General features: G+C 50.3%; 29 protein-coding genes. 11 read left to right on the top strand and 18 right to left on the bottom strand.

Annotation, left to right across the window (positions count from 1 at the left end):
* Positions 1-12: 12 nt before the first annotated feature.
* Complete coding sequence (locus QQL65_RS04955; RefSeq protein ID WP_284362466.1) at positions 13-582, bottom strand: helix-turn-helix domain-containing protein; 570 nt, start codon at positions 580-582, stop codon at positions 13-15.
* A 241-nt stretch (positions 583-823) separates the two neighbouring features.
* Here QQL65_RS04955 and QQL65_RS04960 point away from each other — a divergent pair, with 241 nt between their 5' ends.
* A complete protein-coding gene (locus QQL65_RS04960; RefSeq protein WP_284362468.1) occupies positions 824-1,552 on the top strand; it encodes a Crp/Fnr family transcriptional regulator in 729 nt (242 codons plus the stop codon).
* Here the strand turns inward: QQL65_RS04960 and QQL65_RS04965 are convergent.
* From QQL65_RS04965 to QQL65_RS04980, 4 genes are all read right to left on the bottom strand, one after another.
* Complete coding sequence (locus tag QQL65_RS04965; RefSeq protein ID WP_284362470.1) at positions 1,549-2,016, bottom strand: nucleoside deaminase; 468 nt, start codon at positions 2,014-2,016, stop codon at positions 1,549-1,551. The two genes, QQL65_RS04960 and QQL65_RS04965, sit on opposite strands and share 4 nt — an antisense overlap.
* A gap of 63 nt (positions 2,017-2,079) precedes the next feature.
* The gene (locus tag QQL65_RS04970; protein ID WP_284362471.1) at positions 2,080-2,382 is read right to left on the bottom strand and encodes a DUF167 domain-containing protein; all 303 of its coding nucleotides are present in this window, start codon (positions 2,380-2,382) and stop codon (positions 2,080-2,082) included.
* A 14-nt stretch (positions 2,383-2,396) separates the two neighbouring features.
* Positions 2,397-2,687, bottom strand: coding sequence for a YggT family protein (locus tag QQL65_RS04975; protein ID WP_284362473.1), 291 nt, complete (start codon positions 2,685-2,687; stop codon positions 2,397-2,399).
* Between the two features lie 404 nt (positions 2,688-3,091).
* Positions 3,092-3,547, bottom strand: a complete 456-nt coding sequence (locus tag QQL65_RS04980) for a tellurite resistance TerB family protein (protein ID WP_284362475.1) — start codon at positions 3,545-3,547, stop codon at positions 3,092-3,094.
* Positions 3,548-3,672: 125 nt separating this feature from the next.
* Here QQL65_RS04980 and QQL65_RS04985 point away from each other — a divergent pair, with 125 nt between their 5' ends.
* Positions 3,673-4,185, top strand: a complete 513-nt coding sequence (locus QQL65_RS04985) for a hypothetical protein (RefSeq protein ID WP_284362476.1) — start codon at positions 3,673-3,675, stop codon at positions 4,183-4,185.
* A 10-nt stretch (positions 4,186-4,195) separates the two neighbouring features.
* Here the strand turns inward: QQL65_RS04985 and QQL65_RS04990 are convergent, their stop codons facing one another.
* The 5 genes from QQL65_RS04990 to ccoG are packed head-to-tail and all read right to left on the bottom strand — an operon-like array spanning position 4,196 to position 9,006.
* Entirely contained in the window at positions 4,196-4,480 is a 285-nt protein-coding gene (locus tag QQL65_RS04990; protein WP_284362477.1) for a 4a-hydroxytetrahydrobiopterin dehydratase, read from the bottom strand.
* A 32-nt stretch (positions 4,481-4,512) separates the two neighbouring features.
* Positions 4,513-4,677, bottom strand: coding sequence for a cbb3-type cytochrome oxidase assembly protein CcoS (ccoS, locus tag QQL65_RS04995; protein WP_284362479.1), 165 nt, complete (start codon positions 4,675-4,677; stop codon positions 4,513-4,515).
* Positions 4,674-6,947 carry a heavy metal translocating P-type ATPase gene (locus tag QQL65_RS05000; RefSeq protein ID WP_284362481.1) on the bottom strand — a complete coding sequence of 758 codons (2,274 nt, stop codon included), beginning with the start codon at positions 6,945-6,947 and terminating at the stop codon, positions 4,674-4,676. The genes ccoS and QQL65_RS05000 overlap by 4 nt, the downstream gene beginning before the upstream one ends.
* Before the next feature lie 8 nt (positions 6,948-6,955).
* A complete protein-coding gene (locus QQL65_RS05005) occupies positions 6,956-7,429 on the bottom strand; it encodes a FixH family protein (RefSeq protein WP_284362483.1) in 474 nt (157 codons plus the stop codon).
* A gap of 2 nt (positions 7,430-7,431) precedes the next feature.
* Positions 7,432-9,006 (bottom strand): cytochrome c oxidase accessory protein CcoG, encoded by a 1,575-nt coding sequence (gene ccoG / locus QQL65_RS05010; RefSeq protein ID WP_284362485.1) that lies wholly within the window; start codon positions 9,004-9,006, stop codon positions 7,432-7,434.
* Positions 9,007-9,249: 243 nt separating this feature from the next.
* On the opposite strand from ccoG, the gene msrB reads away from it, so the two are divergent.
* The gene (msrB, locus tag QQL65_RS05015; protein ID WP_284362486.1) at positions 9,250-9,699 is read left to right on the top strand and encodes a peptide-methionine (R)-S-oxide reductase MsrB; all 450 of its coding nucleotides are present in this window, start codon (positions 9,250-9,252) and stop codon (positions 9,697-9,699) included.
* Here the strand turns inward: msrB and QQL65_RS05020 are convergent.
* Both QQL65_RS05020 and QQL65_RS05025 read right to left on the bottom strand, forming a co-directional pair.
* A complete protein-coding gene (locus QQL65_RS05020) occupies positions 9,673-10,221 on the bottom strand; it encodes an anthrone oxygenase family protein (RefSeq protein WP_284362487.1) in 549 nt (182 codons plus the stop codon). The two genes, msrB and QQL65_RS05020, sit on opposite strands and share 27 nt — an antisense overlap.
* Positions 10,222-10,578: a hypothetical protein gene (locus QQL65_RS05025; RefSeq protein ID WP_284362488.1), complete on the bottom strand. Its 357-nt coding sequence runs from the start codon at positions 10,576-10,578 to the stop codon at positions 10,222-10,224.
* A gap of 89 nt (positions 10,579-10,667) precedes the next feature.
* Here QQL65_RS05025 and QQL65_RS05030 point away from each other — a divergent pair, with 89 nt between their 5' ends.
* Both QQL65_RS05030 and QQL65_RS05035 read left to right on the top strand, forming a co-directional pair.
* The gene (locus QQL65_RS05030; protein WP_284362489.1) at positions 10,668-11,264 is read left to right on the top strand and encodes a TetR/AcrR family transcriptional regulator; all 597 of its coding nucleotides are present in this window, start codon (positions 10,668-10,670) and stop codon (positions 11,262-11,264) included.
* 74 nt (positions 11,265-11,338) lie between these two features.
* Entirely contained in the window at positions 11,339-12,127 is a 789-nt protein-coding gene (locus QQL65_RS05035) for an RDD family protein (RefSeq protein ID WP_284362490.1), read from the top strand.
* Here the strand turns inward: QQL65_RS05035 and QQL65_RS05040 are convergent.
* Entirely contained in the window at positions 12,124-12,339 is a 216-nt protein-coding gene (locus tag QQL65_RS05040) for a GDCCVxC domain-containing (seleno)protein (protein WP_284362492.1), read from the bottom strand. The two genes, QQL65_RS05035 and QQL65_RS05040, sit on opposite strands and share 4 nt — an antisense overlap.
* A 152-nt stretch (positions 12,340-12,491) precedes the next feature.
* On the opposite strand from QQL65_RS05040, the gene QQL65_RS05045 reads away from it, so the two are divergent.
* From QQL65_RS05045 to QQL65_RS05055, 3 genes are read left to right on the top strand one after another with little or no spacing between them, the layout of a single operon-like run.
* The gene (locus QQL65_RS05045; protein WP_284362493.1) at positions 12,492-12,770 is read left to right on the top strand and encodes a CBU_0592 family membrane protein; all 279 of its coding nucleotides are present in this window, start codon (positions 12,492-12,494) and stop codon (positions 12,768-12,770) included.
* Entirely contained in the window at positions 12,764-13,117 is a 354-nt protein-coding gene (locus QQL65_RS05050; RefSeq protein WP_284366212.1) for a cupin domain-containing protein, read from the top strand. Before QQL65_RS05045 ends, QQL65_RS05050 begins: the two co-directional genes overlap by 7 nt.
* Before the next feature lie 9 nt (positions 13,118-13,126).
* Positions 13,127-13,726, top strand: a complete 600-nt coding sequence (locus QQL65_RS05055; protein WP_284362495.1) for a GNAT family N-acetyltransferase — start codon at positions 13,127-13,129, stop codon at positions 13,724-13,726.
* Here the strand turns inward: QQL65_RS05055 and QQL65_RS05060 are convergent.
* Positions 13,723-14,223 carry a hypothetical protein gene (locus QQL65_RS05060; protein WP_284362496.1) on the bottom strand — a complete coding sequence of 167 codons (501 nt, stop codon included), beginning with the start codon at positions 14,221-14,223 and terminating at the stop codon, positions 13,723-13,725. The two genes, QQL65_RS05055 and QQL65_RS05060, sit on opposite strands and share 4 nt — an antisense overlap.
* 208 nt (positions 14,224-14,431) lie before the next feature.
* Between QQL65_RS05060 and QQL65_RS05065 the strand changes: the two genes are divergently transcribed.
* Positions 14,432-15,082, top strand: a complete 651-nt coding sequence (locus tag QQL65_RS05065; RefSeq protein ID WP_284362498.1) for a DUF6058 family natural product biosynthesis protein — start codon at positions 14,432-14,434, stop codon at positions 15,080-15,082.
* On the opposite strand, the gene QQL65_RS05070 is transcribed toward QQL65_RS05065, so the two are convergent.
* The gene (locus tag QQL65_RS05070) at positions 15,075-15,851 is read right to left on the bottom strand and encodes an SDR family oxidoreductase (protein WP_284362499.1); all 777 of its coding nucleotides are present in this window, start codon (positions 15,849-15,851) and stop codon (positions 15,075-15,077) included. The two genes, QQL65_RS05065 and QQL65_RS05070, sit on opposite strands and share 8 nt — an antisense overlap.
* A gap of 93 nt (positions 15,852-15,944) precedes the next feature.
* Here QQL65_RS05070 and QQL65_RS05075 point away from each other — a divergent pair, with 93 nt between their 5' ends.
* Positions 15,945-16,826 (top strand): LysR family transcriptional regulator, encoded by an 882-nt coding sequence (locus QQL65_RS05075; protein ID WP_284362500.1) that lies wholly within the window; start codon positions 15,945-15,947, stop codon positions 16,824-16,826.
* A gap of 2 nt (positions 16,827-16,828) precedes the next feature.
* Here the strand turns inward: QQL65_RS05075 and QQL65_RS05080 are convergent, their stop codons facing one another.
* Positions 16,829-17,212, bottom strand: a complete 384-nt coding sequence (locus QQL65_RS05080; protein ID WP_284362501.1) for a winged helix-turn-helix transcriptional regulator — start codon at positions 17,210-17,212, stop codon at positions 16,829-16,831.
* A gap of 207 nt (positions 17,213-17,419) precedes the next feature.
* Here QQL65_RS05080 and QQL65_RS05085 point away from each other — a divergent pair, with 207 nt between their 5' ends.
* A complete protein-coding gene (locus tag QQL65_RS05085) occupies positions 17,420-17,998 on the top strand; it encodes a flavodoxin family protein (protein WP_284362502.1) in 579 nt (192 codons plus the stop codon).
* A gap of 224 nt (positions 17,999-18,222) precedes the next feature.
* Here QQL65_RS05085 and ccoP read toward each other — a convergent pair whose 3' ends face one another.
* Positions 18,223-19,089: a cytochrome-c oxidase, cbb3-type subunit III gene (gene ccoP / locus QQL65_RS05090; protein ID WP_284362503.1), complete on the bottom strand. Its 867-nt coding sequence runs from the start codon at positions 19,087-19,089 to the stop codon at positions 18,223-18,225.
* A 4-nt stretch (positions 19,090-19,093) separates the two neighbouring features.
* Entirely contained in the window at positions 19,094-19,267 is a 174-nt protein-coding gene (locus tag QQL65_RS05095; RefSeq protein WP_284362504.1) for a cbb3-type cytochrome c oxidase subunit 3, read from the bottom strand.
* Between the last annotated feature and the right edge of the window lies 1 nt (position 19,268).

Here is a 19,268-nt window from a genome sequence, read left to right on the forward strand (position 1 = left end):
ACCAGTTCCTGGCTATTGCGGCAACGCAACCACCAAGAACGCCTGCGCCTTGTCGCTCCCAACATTTTTAATCGCATGCGGCTGGTCCGCCCGATAGCGCAATGTATCACCGGCATGCGCTTCCGCACGCAGGTCGCCCGCCTGTACTTCTATCGTTCCCGAAATACAGGTTAAATGCTCCATCGTACCGGCCGCATGGGGCTCGGAAACTAAACTCCCACCGGGTTCTGCGCTATAGTCATACCACTCAACGGGCATCGCTGTGCGCGGTGGATTAAGCAGTTTCACCAAGCATTTTCCATCCGCACTGCCCTTTGAAGGCGTCGAATAGGCTGGAATATGAGTGATCATATGATCCGAAACTGCACGCTCGCCCAACAAAGAAAGGTCAAGCCCCAGCGCCTGTGTCAAGTTCCAAACCAACGTAAAAGTCGGGTTCACGGCCCCGCGCTCAATTTGACTAAGCATCGATTTTGATACGCCACAACGCTCTGCCAACATTTCAAGCGTTAGGTTATGGTCTTTGCGCGCTTTGCGTACGATTGCGCCCAAATGGGGCGGCGGAACAAGTTTTTTTGGCATCCGATTGACACAATTCCAATATATTGAACAAGCCGATTGTAGCGCGCTATTTCCAAAGGTCAATCTAACGTGACCGCTTACCCCAAACTGTCGCAAAGCGCACAATCCAGGATAGATGCTGAACAAATGAACAATTGTTCAACAATCTAAAACGCTACATACGCAACAAAATGCAACTATTTTTGTTGGCCTGTCGCAAAACTTGTTTTTTATGCTATGAAATACTTTGCGGGAGATTGGCGTGACGACGAGAAAAGACATTCATAATTCGGAAATTCCGGTACTTTGCAAATCGTGTGAAGCGCGACACCGCGGCATTTGTGGTGCACTCGACTCCGATCAACTGATCGAATTGGCCAAGCACACGCGCCAAGTCAAGCAGCATAGTGGCGCGGAATTGGTTGCCGATTCGGAAGAAGTCAATTCATACGCCAACGTCATGCAAGGCGTGGTAAAGCTCACCAAAATGCTATCCGACGGCCGCCAACAAGTGATCGGTTTGCAATTTGCCCCAGACTTCTTGGGCCGCCCTTTTGCCACCGAAAGCAAAATGAGCGCCGAAGCCGCATCGGACGTGTCCTTGTGCAAAATTCCGCGCAAAGCGCTTGAAGCAATGATGAAAGAAAGCCCAGAGCTTGAACATCGACTCTTGATGCAAACGCTTAAAGAACTCGATGAAGCACGCGATTGGATGGTGACGCTGGGTCGCAAAACTGCGGCTGAAAAAGTAGCGAGCTTCCTCTATCTCATTGCCACGCATATCGACCCAAGCCTCGACCCGGACGAAATGACTTCTGCTAAGTTTGATTTGCCCCTCACCCGGGTCGATATTGCAGACTTTTTAGGCCTCACCGTTGAAACGGTTTCGCGGCAGCTCACCAAATTGCGCAAAGATGATGTGATTCAAATCGAGCACAACCGCACCTTCATCGTGCCAAGCATGGAACGCCTCGAGCTACGCTGCGGCTAGTCGACCTCGTCCTCTGCAATATCTTCGGCCCAGAGCTCTGGCTTTTCGTGGATAAAGCGGGCCATCAAGTCGATGCATTTTTGATCATTGACCACAATCACTTCAACGCCCCGGTCACGCAAGAAATCTTCGTTGCCGCCAAAATTCTGGTTTTCACCCACCACCACACGTTCAATGCCAAATTGTACAATAGTGCCCGAGCACATCATGCAGGGCGACAGCGAAGTATAGAGCGTCATGCCTTTATAGGATTTCTGGCGACCAGCGTTGCGCAAGCAATCCATTTCCCCATGCGCAATTGGGTCACCGCCCTGCACCCGCTGGTTGCGCCCTTGCGCGATCAGTTTGTCGCCACGCGCCAGCACCGAACCAATTGGGCAACCGCCCTCGTCAAAACCTGCCTTCGCTTCTTCGAAGGCTATATCCAAGAACCGTCGGTCAATGTCATCAAGTTTGGCTGGCATGGACATACCTCGCTATTCGCAATTCGATTGCTTCAGGATAAGCCAATATGAGGCGAGTGACCATCAAAGATCGACTAGGCGCTGAACCAAGGAGGCAGTGTTGTTAGCTTTAACCAGCAAGGTCTTTTGCCGCGCCTGCTGCCCTTTGGTGATCTCAAGATCCAACTTGCGCAAATCAAAGTGCTTAGCAAACAGCGCCAGCACGGCTGCATTGGCTTTGCCTTTGTCCGGAATGGCACGCACTTTGACGCTCAGATAGGAACGACCGTCATCGCGGCGTTCAACCGGACCTATTTGCTCGGTCCGGGCATTTGGGGTGACCCGCAAAGAAACTTCCAGCCCGGCAGCCACTTGCCGCCAGGCCAAATGCTTGTCCAACGCTAAAATACGTTTGGATAGATGTAATAACGAATGACGTTTTGGATAAAGATGATGCCAAGGAACAGAATAATTGGCGATATATCCAGGCCGCCAAAGTTCGGGATCACCTTTCGAATGGGTCGCAAAACAGGTTCCGTCAATCCGTTGACCAACCGCCAAACGGCAGCAACAAACTGGTTTGAACCATTGATCACATTAAAGGCAAACAGCCAGCTCATTACGATCATCACCACCGCAACCAGCCAATAAAGCTGCAAAACCAACAAGATAATATCAAGAATTGCCCGCATTCGATTCTCCACTTTTGCGCCGCTTTGGGGGCGACGTGTGTCGCCAAAGCATATCTGCATATGTAGCGACTAAGCCCCCAATCGACAAGGGCAACCGCATAAGCTGCGAAAATCATTCAAATTGAAGTTAAAATTATGGCCCGCCCCCGAAATACGCCGGACGAGCGAGCCATCAATACTGTGTCGAATACGCAAAACTAATCTTTCGACGCAAAATAGAGTGCACGAAGCGTGCCAGTTTTTAGCATGGCAGAAATTTACAAAAGGCCTTGAAAATCTGGGCCTTACATTGTTTTCATTAACTGTTGCAAAAACTTCTGTCGCACCCTGCATTGCAAATTGCAAATCACAGACGTCAGCCCTTGCAGCTTGCGAATGTGAACAAAAACTTGCAACGAGAAACGCTAGCTTGCGTCGTCGGTTTCACCACGCACTTGCGCGCGCAAAACGGTACGGTCCCGCGACGACACACCGATAAGTTCGGCAACGCGCCAAACCATATTATCTTCCAGCTCATGATTTTCGCTGTCAGCAAAAACTACTTGCCACATCATTTTGATAATTTCGAGTTTTTCATGTTGCTCAAGTTTGTTGAGCGTTTGAGTAAAGCCATAAAAATCAACCGCTTCATGGTCTTTTTCCGTGGCAAGCGCCACCAAATCAGCCACTTCCGCCGCGCTTAGCTTGTAGTGTTCTGTAAGCGTACGCTTGATGGTCTTACGCTCTTCTACACTCACCTCACCGTCCACTGCAGACAAGTGCACCAGCAATGCAGCCGCACAAACTTTCGGGTCCAACATCGGGTCATCATCTTCATGCCCATTTTTGCTGCCGAATAATTTGGTGATTGCCTCGAACATTTCACACCCTGCCGCTATTAAAGGTTTAAGTGCACATGTAGACTGTCAAACATCAAGTCTCAAGCTCCAACCCAATCAAAATGGTGTGCGTGCCTTACAAATCGCAAATAAAACTAGGTTGATTTATGCTTCGAACCGTCAATTTCATCGCGATCTTTCTGCTGGTTTTGGGCGAGACCATGCTGTTTGCCGCCAACAAACATGACCCCATCAATGCAAGCGTTTTGATGTTGGCTATGTTGCTACTGGCAATCAGCTCGCTACGGTTCTTATTTATCCCCTATGCCCCAATGAATAATCGATTTGGCGCAGTTGCCTTGATCTTTGGCTTCTTTGCATCAGCTTTTTTCCAATTCGACATTATGGCGTTCGGGATCACTGAACATTCAAGTCATTTTGGCAAGACGCTTTTTAACGCAGCACAGACGTTGCTGATATTCGGATCAATCTTACTCGGGTTCTGGCTCTACCCGCTTGGCAAGGTCGACAAGTCACTGGGACTCACTCTTCCCATCGCCACAATCGCTTATGCCGTGCCTCGCCTTTTCGCACTAAGCCCCAGCGCGCAGCTGGTCACAGCGCTCATGCTGTCCGCAACACTTGCCTGGTTGGCGATTTACAAAATTCAGCGTTACTAGGTTCAGACGCCTAAAGCAGCCTATCGATGGCCAAGGAAAGATCAATATCTTTCTGGCTTAGCCCACCCTCGTCATGTGTGGTCAAAAAGATATCGACTTCTGAATAGACGTTGGACCATTCGGGGTGATGATTGTGCTTCTCTGCCAATATCGCAACTTGGCTCATAAAGCCAAATGCCTGCACAAAGTTTGAGAATTTAAACCGCCGCGCAATACCATCGCGTTCCTCAATTCTCACCCAATTTGGAAGTTTTGCCAGAGCCTTTTCCAAGTCATCGCCTTGTAGTTTAGCCATATCGCCTCTCCTTCCAGATTGTGCCTTAGTGCTTAACGCTTATCCGGTGGGGCGTCATCGGCGCTGTCGTCCAATATGCGCTGCGCCGCGCCATCCATATCTTCATATTGTCCGGCCCGCAGCGACCACATGAAGGCACCAAGCGCTAAAACGCCCACCAAAAGCACAACCGGAATGATAATCAATAATGGGGTCATTCAGCTGGCATCACTTTGGTTTGCATTTCAATTTCTTGCTCAACTGTGCGCGGTTTTTTGTCGATCCGCAAGCGCAATGCATTAAGGGTCACCAAGACCGAAGAACTGGACATGGCAATCGATGCCACCAACGGTGTAGCAAAACCCATCACCGCCAAGGGAATGGCCACCGCATTATAACAAAGCGCCAATCCAAAATTTTGTTTCACGGCACGCGCGGCGCGCTTGGCCAAGGTCAAAACAAATGGAATTTGCGCTAAACTGTCTCTAGTCAGCACAAAATCCGCCGCGTTGCGCCCCACATCGGCAGCGCTTGAGGGTGCCATCGACACATATGCAGCCTGCAGGCTCGGTGCATCATTTATGCCATCACCAACCATCAACACACGGCGCTGAGCATCTTCCAATGCCGTCAGTTGCGCTAGCTTTTCTTCAGGTGTCAGCCCCCAATGCACGTGTTTCAAACCCAACTGATCCGCCACTTGTTGCACAGGTGCCTTGCGGTCACCGGACAACAAAGAAATGCCTTTCACCAGGGCATTTAATTGCGGCATCAATTTTGGCACTTCTGCGCGCAATTGATCTTCAAATTCAAAGCTTGCTACGTGCGCGCCATTCTTTGCCAAATGCACACGGCTGGAACCGTCGTCACCTGCATCTTGCGCAAAGCAAAATTCTGCACGACCCAGTCGCCATTGATCGCCAGCAAGCTGGGCTTCAACCCCCTGACCTGCAAATTCACTGACCTGATCAAAAGCCAAAATCGGCACCGACTTATGCGCGTTTGCCAAAGCTTTGGCGAACGGGTGATGGCTCAATCGCGCCAACTGCACAGCCATTGCTAGTTCCCCATCACCACCCAAAAGCGTCGCCACAAATTGCGGTTTGCCTTGGGTGAGTGTGCCGGTCTTGTCAAACGCCACATAGTCGATCTGCGCCAATCGCTCGAGCGCTGCGCCATCGCGCATCATCATCCCTTGTTCGAACAAGCGCCCAGCGGCCACCACATGCACAATCGGCACCGCCAGCGCCAGCGCGCACGGACAGGTGATGATCAGCACAGCAATCGCGGTGACCAGCGCATGGTGCCAATCACCATTGTAGAAGCCCCAACCAAGAAACGTGAACAAAGCCAGCAAATGAACAACCGGCGCATAAATCTCAGCGGCCCGGTCCGCAATCCGTTTATAGCCAGCGCGCGACCCTTCTGCAGCTTCCATCATCGCCACCATGCGCGCCAAGAAACTCTCATGCGCAGGTTTTGAAACTTCCATGGTGATCGGGCTAGAAATATTGGTTGCCCCAGCCAGCAGAACACTTCCCTTTTGAAGTGGTTCCGGTGCCGATTCCCCAGTGACCAAACTCAAATCCACATCGGATTGACCAAGCAGCACCTTGCCATCCACGGGAATGCGCTCGCCTGCGGCAATATCAAGCTGCATGCCAACTTCAATTTGGTTAAGCTTCACAAACTGATGGCTACCATCATCCAAGCGCTGCAACGCACCGCGCGGCGCCAATGAAGCAAGATTGCGCACCGCAGAGCGCGCCCGTTCGCGCATTAAGTGATCAAGCGTGCGCCCAATCAACAGAAAGAACAACAGGGTGACCGCCGCATCAAAATAGGCATGTTCGCCTGAATTGGCGGTTTCAAAAACACTCAGCCCCAGCGCCAAAATCACCGCGAGAGAAATTGGCACGTCCATATTGAGCCGCCCCACTTTTAACGCGGCCCAAGCAGATCGATAAAAGTGCTGCCCGGCAAACGCCACCGCAGGAATGGCGATCAGCGCCGAAATCCAATGGAACAGATCACGGGTTGAAGCGTCTGCGCCTGACCAAATTGAAATCGAAAACAGCATGATGTTCATCGCCGCAAAGCCAGACACCGCTAAAGCGCGTACCAACTGAGAAAATGTCTTGTCTTTGGCACTCTCATCTTCCGCTTCGAGCAACATCGCCCGGTAGCCTGCCCGATTAACGGCTTCAACGATTTGTTCGGGGGCAAACCCCTGCGTGTGCCAAATCACCTTTACCCGTTTGGTGGACAGGTTCACCCGGCCCAACTCAACAGCGCTAAGCGCACCCAATTCAGTTTCAATTGAACGCATACAGGCCGCACAATGGACATCCGGCACCGCCAGCTCCAATTGACGACGGCCATCTTTAAGATCGATTGAACCCGCGATTAGACTTTCATTGTCGATTTTTGTTTGGCCTTTGTCGGCCAGCTCGTTGGCCGCCTCAATGCCCGGTGCACAGCAGCTCATCTTGCCCCCTATTGCACCACAATGCGTTGACGGTGCACATATGGCGTTCCGTTTTCGCTTTTTAGGGTCACAAATATATCCCAAGCGCCATTTGCCAGTTCAAAATCAGCAACAAAGTAGCCATCTGTTGGCAACAAAGTGATGATTTGATCCTCACGCTCATGGCTTGGGCGCTTTAGTTCGGCTTCTGCAAAATCGGCAATCACTGGCTTGCCCGCCGCATCAAGCAACTGGTAGCGAATAGCACCATCCACATAGCCAACATCAGCATTCCAACCAAGCGCATCTTGCGCTTTCTCGGCCGCCAGTTTTTCATTGAACCCTTGGCTCGCCACATAAGAGTTTTTTACGACCAGTCCGGTCCAGCTCGATGTGGCAAAATAGGCCATGATCAGATTGACCGTAATGATGGTGCCAAAGAACAGCCCCACCACCAAAAGCATATGTTTGCCAGTAAACTCGCGTTGTTTTGGCTGATCCATCATCATTCCCCTATTTTTGGTGTTTCAAATTTCACCAACTCTTCTGACGATTCGTCGCCAAACACATCTTCAACTCTAAACGTAAATCGCGTGGGTTGCTCTCTCAAAAGCTTAGGATCTGCCCGAACATATACGCGTAGCGGCAATACCCGGTCTGGTTCCACATCCAACACGATCACTTGTTGTGGGTCATTTTGCGAGCTTGCCAGTGTCATCTCGCCGCCCGGCAACCCAACAATCGACAATTTCATGGTGCGCGGTTCAGGTGTCATATTGAGAATTTTCACATCATAGCCATTGCGCACGGCCCCATCGCTAAGCATCACATAAAGCGGATTGCGGTCATGTTGCACATTCACATCCAAGCGATCGCGCATGGACAATACGATCAACATCGCCACACCAATCGCCGCCCATACGCAGAAATAGATCAGCGTGCGCCAACGAATAATGGTCTGCAAACTGGTGTGGGTAACAGCATCCACCAATCGACCCGCTTTATCGCGCAACCGCTCAGGGTGAATACGATCGCCGCCATCTGTGGCCAATTGCATATTGGAATTATAATCATTGAGCGTTGCGTAAGAGATCAGCCCGCGCTCTTTGCCCAGCTTGTCCATCACGTTGTCGCACGCATCAATGCACAAAGCGCAGGTGATACATTCAAGTTGCTGGCCGTCGCGAATATCAATACCCATCGGGCACACCACCACGCAGGCATTGCAATCAACGCAATCGCCGACAACTTTGCCTTCTTTAATGGCCTTTTTCGCATGCTTCGTGCGCGGTTCGCCACGCCAATCATTATAGGTGACGGTAAGCGAAAACTCATCCAGCATTGCGCCCTGAATTCGTGGCCAAGGGCACATATAGGTGCACACTTGCTCACGCATCAAACCACCAAAAGTATAGGTGGTCGCGGTCAAGATCAGGATGGTGAAATAAGCGATCGCTGGCGCTTCAAACCGCACAACATCTGCAAACAGGGTTGGCGCGTCAGCGAAGTAAAAAACCCAAGCGCCGCCGGTGGCAACGCCGATCAAAATCCAACTGGTGTGCTTTGCCACCCGTCGCCAAATTTTGTTGAAATCATACCGCCCTTTATCGAGCTTGATACGTTGGTTGCGATCCCCTTCAAAGAATCGCTCAACCAGCAAGAACAAATCCACCCACACGGTTTGCGGACAAGTGTAGCCGCACCACGCGCGCCCGACGGTTGATGTGACCAGAAACAAGCCAACACCAGCCATCACCAACATGCCCGCAACATAGTAAAACTCTTGCGGCCAAATCTCGATGAAGAAGAAATAGAAGCGCCGATTGGCCAAATCCACCAATACGGCCTGATCAGGCGCAAATTCACCGCGATCAAATCGCAGCCAAGGCGTAAGATAGTAGATGCCCAATGTGACAATCATGATCACCCATTTGAGCTGCCTGAAAAAACCAGAAGCTCGTTTTGGGAAAATCTTCTTGCGCGGTGCATAGAGCGCTGGGCGCTTGCCCGCCGCATTTACCGCTTCTACATCAAATTGATCAACGCCCGGTTTTACGCCAGGTTGTGCTTGTTCATTCATGCCGATCAGGTCCCTATCGATCGCTATATTACGCTTTTTGACAGTATTTGTCTGTTATAGCGTTGATATGGGTCAAACAGATCGCACAAGCTGTCGCACGAGGCAGCCTGTCGCACCCGGATAGATCGTCGATCACACAATGCTCAACTGTTGTGAATGAGCTATTGCTTGAGTTGCGTGCCGTTGCCGCTTATCTAAGCATTTGAGATGAGCACATAACCAAGCGAGGTTGCCAAAACGACTATGACCAAACGCTATCAGAAAACCGATGACGCAATTAAAAATCTAACGCCCGAACAATATCGGGTGACCCAAGAAAACGGTACTGAACGCCCATTTCAAAATGAGTTTTGGGACAAAAACGATATTGGCATCTATGTAGACATTGTATCCGGTGAGCCGCTCTTTGTTTCGTCAACCAAATATGACGCGGGCTGCGGTTGGCCAAGTTTCACCCAACCGATCAATCAGGATCACATTGTTGAAAAAACAGACACTGCCCATGGGATGGTACGCACCGAAGTGCGCTCGCGCGATGGCGACAGCCACCTGGGCCACGTTTTCCCTGACGGCCCACCAGAACAAGGCGGATTGCGCTATTGCATCAATTCCGCCTCGTTGCGTTTTGTCCCAAAAGAGAAAATGGAACAAGAAGGTTATGGCGACCTATTGGACTTGTTGCCGCAAAGCTAGTCGCTCAACAGGCCAAACTAAAACCGCAACATAGGCGGTGAGAAGAAAGCCTGAACTGGTCGCGAAGAACCGCGTCGTGTTCCAAAACTGCCAAGTTTGGCTATAGTCATTCCACATTTCTTGTGCCGCACCTAAGTCTTGCGGCACAATCTGTTTTCCCAGCGCCTCATTCATCGGCACATTGATGGTTACGGTTAGAACCAAATAGCCAAACAAAAACACCAAACCCGCAACGCCAAGCAAGAATGACGTTTTGCGCGCGCCCTGCTGCCAGCCCACAAGCGCGGTGATGAAAAGCACAAAGGGTGTCCCAAAAAACACCGGACCAAATGCAAAATTGCGCACCGACGCATTCATGGCCTGCATCGCACCAATTGCGATGCGCGGGTCAGTTGCATCCAGCCCCCACATGGTCGAACAAATCCAAGCGTAAAAGAACCCCAAGATTAGACCGCCAGCGAGCAATGACAAGATCAGAAGGCCGTCTATCAAGTTAATTGATGGGGTAGCAATCCTTGTCACTTAAGCCTCCTGTCTTTTGTAAAAAATGCCAGCCAGAATGGCCAAACTTGCCATTTGCGCTGCGATCACAGCGGGCCAAATCAGTGGAAACTGCGGATCGATATACTTTTGCGGCCCGTATGAAATGAGGGCTAGCGCCACCGCCACGACTGACAAAATGCGCCCAACCCGGTCCTTTGCTGGGTCAATCAAAATAGCCATCAACGCAACCCCAACGGAAACACCAATTAGGGGACCAATTCCTGAAATTGGAATGGCAATTGGCGGATGTGGCGGCACCTTAAAAAACAGCGAAAAAATCATGGTGAGCTGCAAGGCAATCAGCATGGTCAAAGACGGTTTTACATATTTAATCATCTTCTTCTCCTAAAACGTAATTTGGTGTACGGTTGCCAATATACGTAATCTAGTGTACGGAATTGTCAAGCAACAAATTTGGAAAAACTATGCGCGAAGAAAAACGAGCCGCAAAAAGGCAAGCCATCGCTGAGGCGGCCTATGCTTTGATCGAAGAAAAAGGATACTTGGGCACCTCAATGCTCGCCATCGCAAAACGCGCCAAAGCCTCGAACGAGACGCTTTATAATTGGTATGGCGACAAGCAAGGCTTGTTCAAAGAGCTGATTGAACAAAACGCACACCAAGTGCGCGACCTTTTACAAAAGCAAACTGAAAAAGACCTTTCACCGCTTAAAACGCTCAAACAATTGGCCCCAGAATTGCTCACCTTGCTGCTCGGCGATCGGGCCGTGGCCCTCAACCGCGCCGCGGCTGCTGACCCAACCGGAGAATTGGGCAGGATCCTGTCCCGCTCAGGCAAGGAAAGCGTTTTTCCGCTCATTATCCAAACCTTTGAGCGGTTCCCAAGATTGCCGAACGAAGAGGCCGTAAACGCAGCCATTACATTTCTTGATTTACTTGTTGGCGATCAGCAAATCCGTCGCGCAATCGGCGCAACCAAACAGCCTACCAAAGCAGAAATTGACACCCGAAGCGCTCGTGCCCTAACCGCGATTGCAAAACTCTATGAGCTTGATGGCTGACAAGATCAGTATTTACTCAAAATTATTTGCTGCTAAATTTGCTGCATATTTTTGCCATTTTGATTTGAGATTCTATGACTTCTGCACCCGCCCAACCCAAACGCTATATGTGGCGTCGGTTCATTGCACTCATCATTGATGTGCTTCTCATCCAAGTGTTTTTCTTTGTTCTGATGGCACTTGCGCAACCGCTAGTGCCCGGGAAAGTCATAATCTCACCGCCAATTGGGATGAATTATTGCAAAACTTTAGATGAGAGCCCAAAGCTACTCAAGTTTGCGGAAATGGTCGACCCAACGCTCAAATTACCACGCGAGTTTACGCTATGCACAACCTCCGTTTTCGGTCTTTTTGAACATAACAAGCTTAACGTGAAGGTCATCACCGCTGAGGACGAGAACACAAGCTACTCGTTGCGGATTGGTGTCTATGTTGATGAAGAACTCAATATCATCACACCGTTTGATTTTGAGAGCGTATTCATGATCCTAACGCCACTAGTTTACGCGCTCTATGTCTTCAAATTTCGCGCAACACCGGGAAAAAATATTGTCGGCATACAACTCTATAATTTCGGACAAAAGCCCTCTTTACTTCGTCTGATTGGTCGTGAATATCTTCGTTTTGCACCATTTGTGTTTTTTGCCGTTGCATCAATTTCTTATTTGATTGTTATTTCCGCAAGCAACACGGGCGACACAATTGCCACTCTCGTTCAAAGTGTGACGGTGCCCGCTTTCTGGTATGGTTTGATCGCCATCTATATCGCCGGACTTCTATATTATCTCATTCCCTTCATCCGCTGGCGTGGACGCATGCCATATGACAAATGGACTGGATTTGAAGGCGTGAAGCGCGTCTAGCAACAGCTCTTGCCCTCTTGAATCGGTGGGCACGGCACCGTCCCATATGAGCAATAAACACAGCAGTCTCCGGGCTTCGGCTTTAAGACCGCGCCGCACCCCTTGCAGTCATAAAAATATTGGCAAGCATCCGTCGGCATGGTTTCAATTGAAACATGCCCGCATTCGGGACATGCAATCTGTGTTTCAAGTTGTACATTTATCGCTGACATTTCTTCCTCCACACCAAAAACTGTGGCCCCGGACATTGGCCAACTCAAATCACTTTTTCGCAAGAAGATGTCAAACGGGGTGCCATTTCACTAGCGCGTGCGCCCAAATTGCGCTTTGATGAACATCCCGCCACATCAATATGCGAAAACCAATGTTTGACTTTTTAGCCCACATCACTTGGATCGATTATGTCGGATCATTCGGGACTTTGATGGTTGTAACCGCTTACTTCTTGACGCAAATGAGACTGATGAGTGCCACCGATCTCGGCTTTCCCGTTATCAACCTGCTCGGCTCTTTACTGATCGGCGCGTCGCTTTATGTAAACTTCAATCTCGCCTCGGCGCTGATTGAATTCTTCTGGATCATCATTTCAATCATTGGAATTATCCAATGGTTCCGATTTCGCCATAAAAGGACATCATCATGACCGCCGTAAATCTTAGTCAGAAGCTCTCGAAGTTCTCAGACTGTTGGTCACCCAAAATCATCTCGACCTACAATGGCAATGAGGTGATGCTTGCCAAGTTTGAGGGCGAGTTTGTGTGGCATTCCCACCCAGACACAGACGACTTTTTCCTCGTCATTGAAGGTGATGTCACCATTGAAATGCCTGACAAGACCGTCACACTTGGCCCCGGCGAGATGTATGTCGTGCCAAAAGGAGTTGAGCACAAACCATCAACCAAGAACGGCGCAAGCGTCCTGTTGATTGAACCGAAGGGCACACCTAATTCGGGCGATGAAAAAACCGCTGCCGTCAAAGTGGAGATTTAGGAGTTGTCGATGTCAAATTGGATTGAACCGGTAACCCTTGAGGGGAAATATGTAAAACTCATGCCGCTATCACACGATCACGCGGTGGACTTAGAAGAAGCGGCGCAAGATGGCGAACTACACAAGCTTTGGTACACCAGCGTGCCCGCCCCAGACAAAGTAGACGCTGAAATTTCTCGGCGGTTGCGATTAATGGCAGAGGGTTCGATGTTGCCTTTTTCCATCATTGATAAAAAGTCCGGCGCGGTGGTGGGGATGACCACCTACATGAACATCGACAGCACCAACAAACGCCTTGAAATTGGCTCCACCTGGTATCGCAAGTCAGTACAGCGCTCGCCGCTTAACACAGAGTGCAAGATTTTGCTTCTCAGCCATGCTTTTGAAACATTAGAAGCAATTGCCGTCGAGTTCCGCACCCATTTTATGAACCACCAAAGCAGAAATGCGATTGAACGGCTGGGCGCAAAACTGGATGGCGTGTTGCGGCGTCACAGCGTTCTGACCAATGGCACAGTGCGCGACACCGCAGTTTACTCGATTATTCCAAGTGAGTGGCCCAGTGTGAAAGCGAACTTGAATTGGAAATTGGAAATGCCCCGCGATTAAGCGTCAAGTTCGGCAATGGTTTGGCGCTGCATGTAGTGCCAAACATAGGCTGCGCGGCCAATAAACACACCCGCTACACTCGCTTTGATCACGGTTAGACCAAGATAAACGATCGGCAATCCAATCAGTTCAGGCATGATCGCCACAAACATGCCATTTAAAAAGCTGGCAACAAACACGGTGACAATGGTCAACATGGTCACCCACTCACCCGCCACGTGGACGCGATTACCTTTCCTGGCAAGGGTCCAACTTTGTTGCAGCCGCATGCCCAAAAGCGCCCCCAATGCATAAGCGAAAAAGAAGGCGCTCCAAACCACTATCTGATTGGGCAGTGCCAGCAAGTTGTTAACGGACAACAAGCCCAGCAAAGGCATGAAATAGATCATCGCCGCCGGCATCCACCGCGTTCGACTGGCGCGCAACCCGAGTACAATCAAAACAACCAACAATGGCCAAACCCAAGGCGGGGTATTCTTTAAAATCTCAACAAACATGCATCTTCTCCGCATTTGCAAAAATGTGATGCTGCAATCAATAGCTTTGAGAGCCGGAGATGCACCCGTTGTTGCGTCGACGCAGCTAAAAACTACGCCAATCGACATCGAAATGTCATTCACGAAGCGTGAATGACAAGGTTCGGTCCACACCGAAACAATTGCTGAGCACTTTGCGCTATTTCAAAAGGACAATCCGGAGGCGTGAATGCTCAGCTACCTATTTGAAAACTTCGATGAGAGAGCGAAAATAGTCGCTAAGCTGGAGGATAAAGCAAACCTCTTTGAACAATATATTGCCAATAGATGTGCCCCCAATCCTTCATATGTGGTCAGTACCCAGCAACGCTGTGCATCCTATTTCGGCATCCACAATGACGAAGCAGTTCTTCAGTTTTTCTCAAAGGGCCAACTTAAATGGATCGCCCAACTGCAGCAGGAAAACGTTGCAGAGGAACAAGCCGCGAAAGCGCTATTCTTGCAAATCTTTCGCGAAGCACGGCACAAGCTTGAACAGTCAGAACTAAGTGCCGTGGCTCATCAGTTGCAACTCGTTATGCCTCAACTAACCGACCATATGCTGAACGCCACTTGGCAACATTTCCTAGAAGGCACTTACGGCGTATGCACCAAAGATGGATTACCCGACACCGTTGCCAAGAAGCAGGTACTGGTGACCCTGATCGATTCATTCATTGCCCGAAATGCCTCAGTTCGGCTAGACGGAATTCCGCGCTCATATTTGAGCCAATTAGTGGATGCACTTGATGGAGTTGAACCACAATTTGCACCCCATGAGCGCCAGCGATCATCTCGCCAGCGCTGCATAAATGAGGTCAGATTGAACTATCTTAGCTGATCAACGGCAGCCCCAACGCATTCCGGCCCTCATTGGTTTTCATCGAAAAGTCTGTACCCAAATAGGGGTCTCCGCCCTCGCCGCACAAATAGCCAATTGCTTTCGCCACCCAGTCCGGCGAGATATGCGCATCAGGGTCCAACTGGCTCACGGGATTTATGCCGGACGCTTTAATTTGCACCTGCATTTCCGTTGCCACGGTGCCCGGGCTCAATCCAATCACCCGCACGCCAAGGTCGCGATATTCTTTGTCGCTGCATTTCGTAAGCGACAACAAACCTGCCTTGGTTGCGCAATAATGGCTCCAACCCTCTAGCGCACCTGTGGCCGCGCCGGAGCTGATATTGATGATCGTGCCGCTTCCTTTCTCTACCATCCCTGGCAACACCGCACGGGTCGCATAATATGGGCCTTTCAAGTTTACATCGACGATCTGGCTCCACGCGTCTGGATCGCTTTCATCAATCCGCGCAATCGGATCAATCAGCCCAGCATTGTTGACAAGAATATCGACACCGCCAAACACGCTTGCAGCATCCACAGCCCTTTGCACATCTTGCGCATTGCCAACATCACACGCCACAGCCACGGCATGGCCGCCATCCGTCTGAATTTCAGATACGAGCTCGTCCAGTGCAGCTTTCGAGCGGGCTGCGAGCACCAAATTGGCGCCATTTTGATGGAAATAGCATGCGCTCGCGCGACCGATTCCACGACTTGCTCCGGTAATCAAAACTGTTGTGCCTGCAAATTTATCTGTTCTTGCCATAAGTGCCTCCACGAAATACTTGCCCCAACATAACGACGCGGCCCAAACAATAAAGCTATCAATCCCCACGATATTAATGCTATTAGCGCATGAATGGACGTAGAAGATCTTGCATTACTGAAGGAAGTTGCTGAGCATTTAAGCTTTGCAGAAGTGGCACGGCGGCGCAATGTCGACCCCAGCATGGTTTCACGCACCATTTCCAGCATTGAAAGCCAACTCGGCTTTGCGCTGTTTCACCGCACCACCCGAAAGATGTCGCTCACAAGTGCTGGGCAAACATATGTTCAAAGAATAAACCCGTTGGTGGAGGAGTTACAAAACGCGATATCTGAAGCGCTGTCGCAAAACCAAAAACCGTCGGGATTGGTTCGGCTAACGGCGTCGACGGCTTTTGGCAATCAAGTCATCTTGCCGCTGATAGAAGAGTTTACCGCTCAGCTGCCGCAAATTGAGTTGCAATTGCAGCTCACCGATCAAAACCTTGACCTAACTGATCATCAAATCGACTTGGCGATCAGACTAACTGATCAACCCAAAAGTGATTTGATTTGCACAAAGCTGATGGACACTCACTATCAGATTGTCTCATCGCCTGCGTTCAACGCACCCCTTGAGCATCCAAGCGATCTTGCAAACGTCAATTGCCCGCTACTTGATCTGCCTAAGTACCGCGATGTTTGGAAGTTCCAAAAGGGCACGAAGGAGCACGCCGTGGCCGTCAACGGCACCATACGGATGTCGAACCCGCTTGCGCTGCGTGAGGCAGCACGCTTGGGGCTGGGCCCTGCGCTACTGCCAAATTGGTTGATCAAGGATGATCTTAAAACAGGACGATTGGTGCAACACTTTGCCGATTGGCAGGTAACCGCAACCAGCTTTAACACCGCTGCATGGTTGATTTACGCACCTCAAAGATTCATGCCAGCACGTCTTCGCGCCACAATCGACTTCTTCCGCGCAAACGTGAAATAGACTTAGGCCGCCACGAATTGCTTGGCTACAAAATTAGCGCGTCCCCAACTGCGCAAACTATCCATAACCGGTTCAAGCTGTGTGCCCAATTCGGTCAAAGAGTATTCAACATGCGGCGGCACAACCTCAAACACTTTACGGTTGACGATGCCATCTTCCTCAAGCTCGCGAAGTGTCAAAGTTAGCATCCGCTGCGTGATCCCTGGAATAGCGCGCCGCAATTCACCAAACCGCATCGGCTGCTCCATGAGCTGATGCAACACGATCAATTTCCATTTGCCGCCCAAATGTGAGATTGCATAAACCACCGGGCACAACTCTGATTTTTCCTTTTCACTCAGATTGTCCGGCAGCTTCACGCCCGTTTGATGCTCTAGGTCACACATTTTTTTCTCCGCGTACTTAAGGCAATTTCAGCCGCAATGCCTTGCAAATCCTTTGGGCACAAATTTGATAGTATACTTTTTGTATCTACATCACATTTTAGTGCCTTCTTGCTCTTTTTATCCTAATGCGCATTTTTCTGTCAACCAAGCAGTGCAAGCGAACAATGCATCACCTCGCTTGGGTGGAACCAACAAACGAGTAAAAACATGTCAAAAATTTCTATTGTCTATCATTCAGGCTACGGCCACACCCAAAAACAAGCTGAAGCTGTACGCGATGGCGCTGCCGCCAACACCAATGACGAAGTGCACTTGATTCCGGTCGACGAAGCCGATGAGCATTGGGACACACTCGCCGCGTCAGACGCGATCATTTTCGGCTCGCCAACTTATATGGGTTCGGTTTCTGCGCAATTTAAAACCTTTGCGGACAAGTCATCAAAAGTGTGGTTCGAACAGGGATGGAAAGACAAAATCGCCGCCGGGTTCACAAACTCTTCAAGCCAAAATGGCGACAAGCACTCAACGCTACAGCAGCTTTCCTTGCTCGCAGCGCAACATGGCATGTTGTGGGTCAGCCTTGGTCAAATGCCAGGCAACAATTCATCCACAGGATCAGTCGAAGACATTAATCGTCTCGGCTCATCTTTGGGCGCAATGGCACAATCTAACGCCGATCAAGGTCCAGAACATGGCCCCATTAATTCAGACCTGGAAAGCGCCAAATTGTTGGGTCAACGGGTCACCGACATCGCCAATCGCTTCACCCGAAACGTCGCAGCGTAAACCAGATTTTATTTACCGCGCCCAAAGGGGCACCTCCAATTGGCGGGGGTGCCGGGGAAGGGCCGTAAGGCCGACGGCGGCGCAATACAAAGTTGGGGTGCTGGGGAATGCAGCCGCATGGCTGCAACGGCGGCGCCAAATAAGTCAAAAAAATCCCCGGGGGCCTTGCGGCTTCCCGGGGCTTGCTCCCTCCAAGGAACAACTCTTCACATTGGTTGCCAGCTTTACTCGCCGCCACCTAGTGAGTGCACATAGATCGCCAATTGCTTCACAGTGGCGTCACCCAAACGCGCTTGCCAAGCTGGCATCATGCCGTGTTTTGGCTTGGCAATTTGGGTTGCGATCTCATCAACCGTACCGCCATATAGCCACAAAGCATCATTGAGTTTTGGCGCACCAAGCTCACGAATGCCTTCGCCACTATCTCCATGACAGGACGCACAGTTTTCTTCGTAAACCGCTTTGCCTGTTTCAACATGTGCAGCATCGTGCTCAATGCCAGATAGGCTAGCCACAAAATCAGCAGTGGCTCGAATATCAGCTGTTTCCAAAATGTCGCCAAATGCCGGCATCTCAGAAGCACGTGTGTCGTCATCAGCTTCATAGCGAACACCGTGGGCAATGGTTGTGTAAATCTCGTCAACCGTGCCGCCCCAAAGCCAATCATCGTCGTTTAGGTTTGGATAGCCTGAAGCACCTTCTGCGCCCGCACCATGACACTGCGAACAATAAACTTTGTATGCAGATTTTCCGCCCTGAACCGCAAAGCGAGTCAGATCGCTATCACCCAAAATCTCAGTGACATCTGTCGCTTCGATTTTGGTGACAAACTCAGCCTTGGCTTCATCCGCAGCGGCAACCTCTTTGGCCAATTCGCCGCGGCTTGAATAGCCAAGAATACCTGGCGTTGCGCCATTCAATAGGGGAATAGCTGGAAACAGGATCACGTAGACAATCGCCCACGCAACCGTGCCGTAAAATGTCCACAACCACCAACGCGGCAGTGGGTTGTTCAGCTCTTTGATGCCGTCCCATTCGTGGCCTGTTGTTTCAACACCGGAGATGTCGTCAATTTCTTTTTTATCACTCATTGACCTATTCCTTCCCCTCAGGTGCGCGATCATCCTTCAACGCAATTTGTGCTGCAGCTTTTGCATGGTCTTTTGCCCCAGGACGGAACATGAACAAGATCACGCCAATAAAGACGACCAGCATGTATAAAAGGCCCCAACTATCGGCAAAGTGCCGGAATGAATTATAATCAATCATT

This window comes from Maritalea porphyrae (genome assembly GCF_030159895.1).
Taxonomy (GTDB): Bacteria; Pseudomonadota; Alphaproteobacteria; order Rhizobiales; family Devosiaceae; genus Maritalea; species Maritalea porphyrae.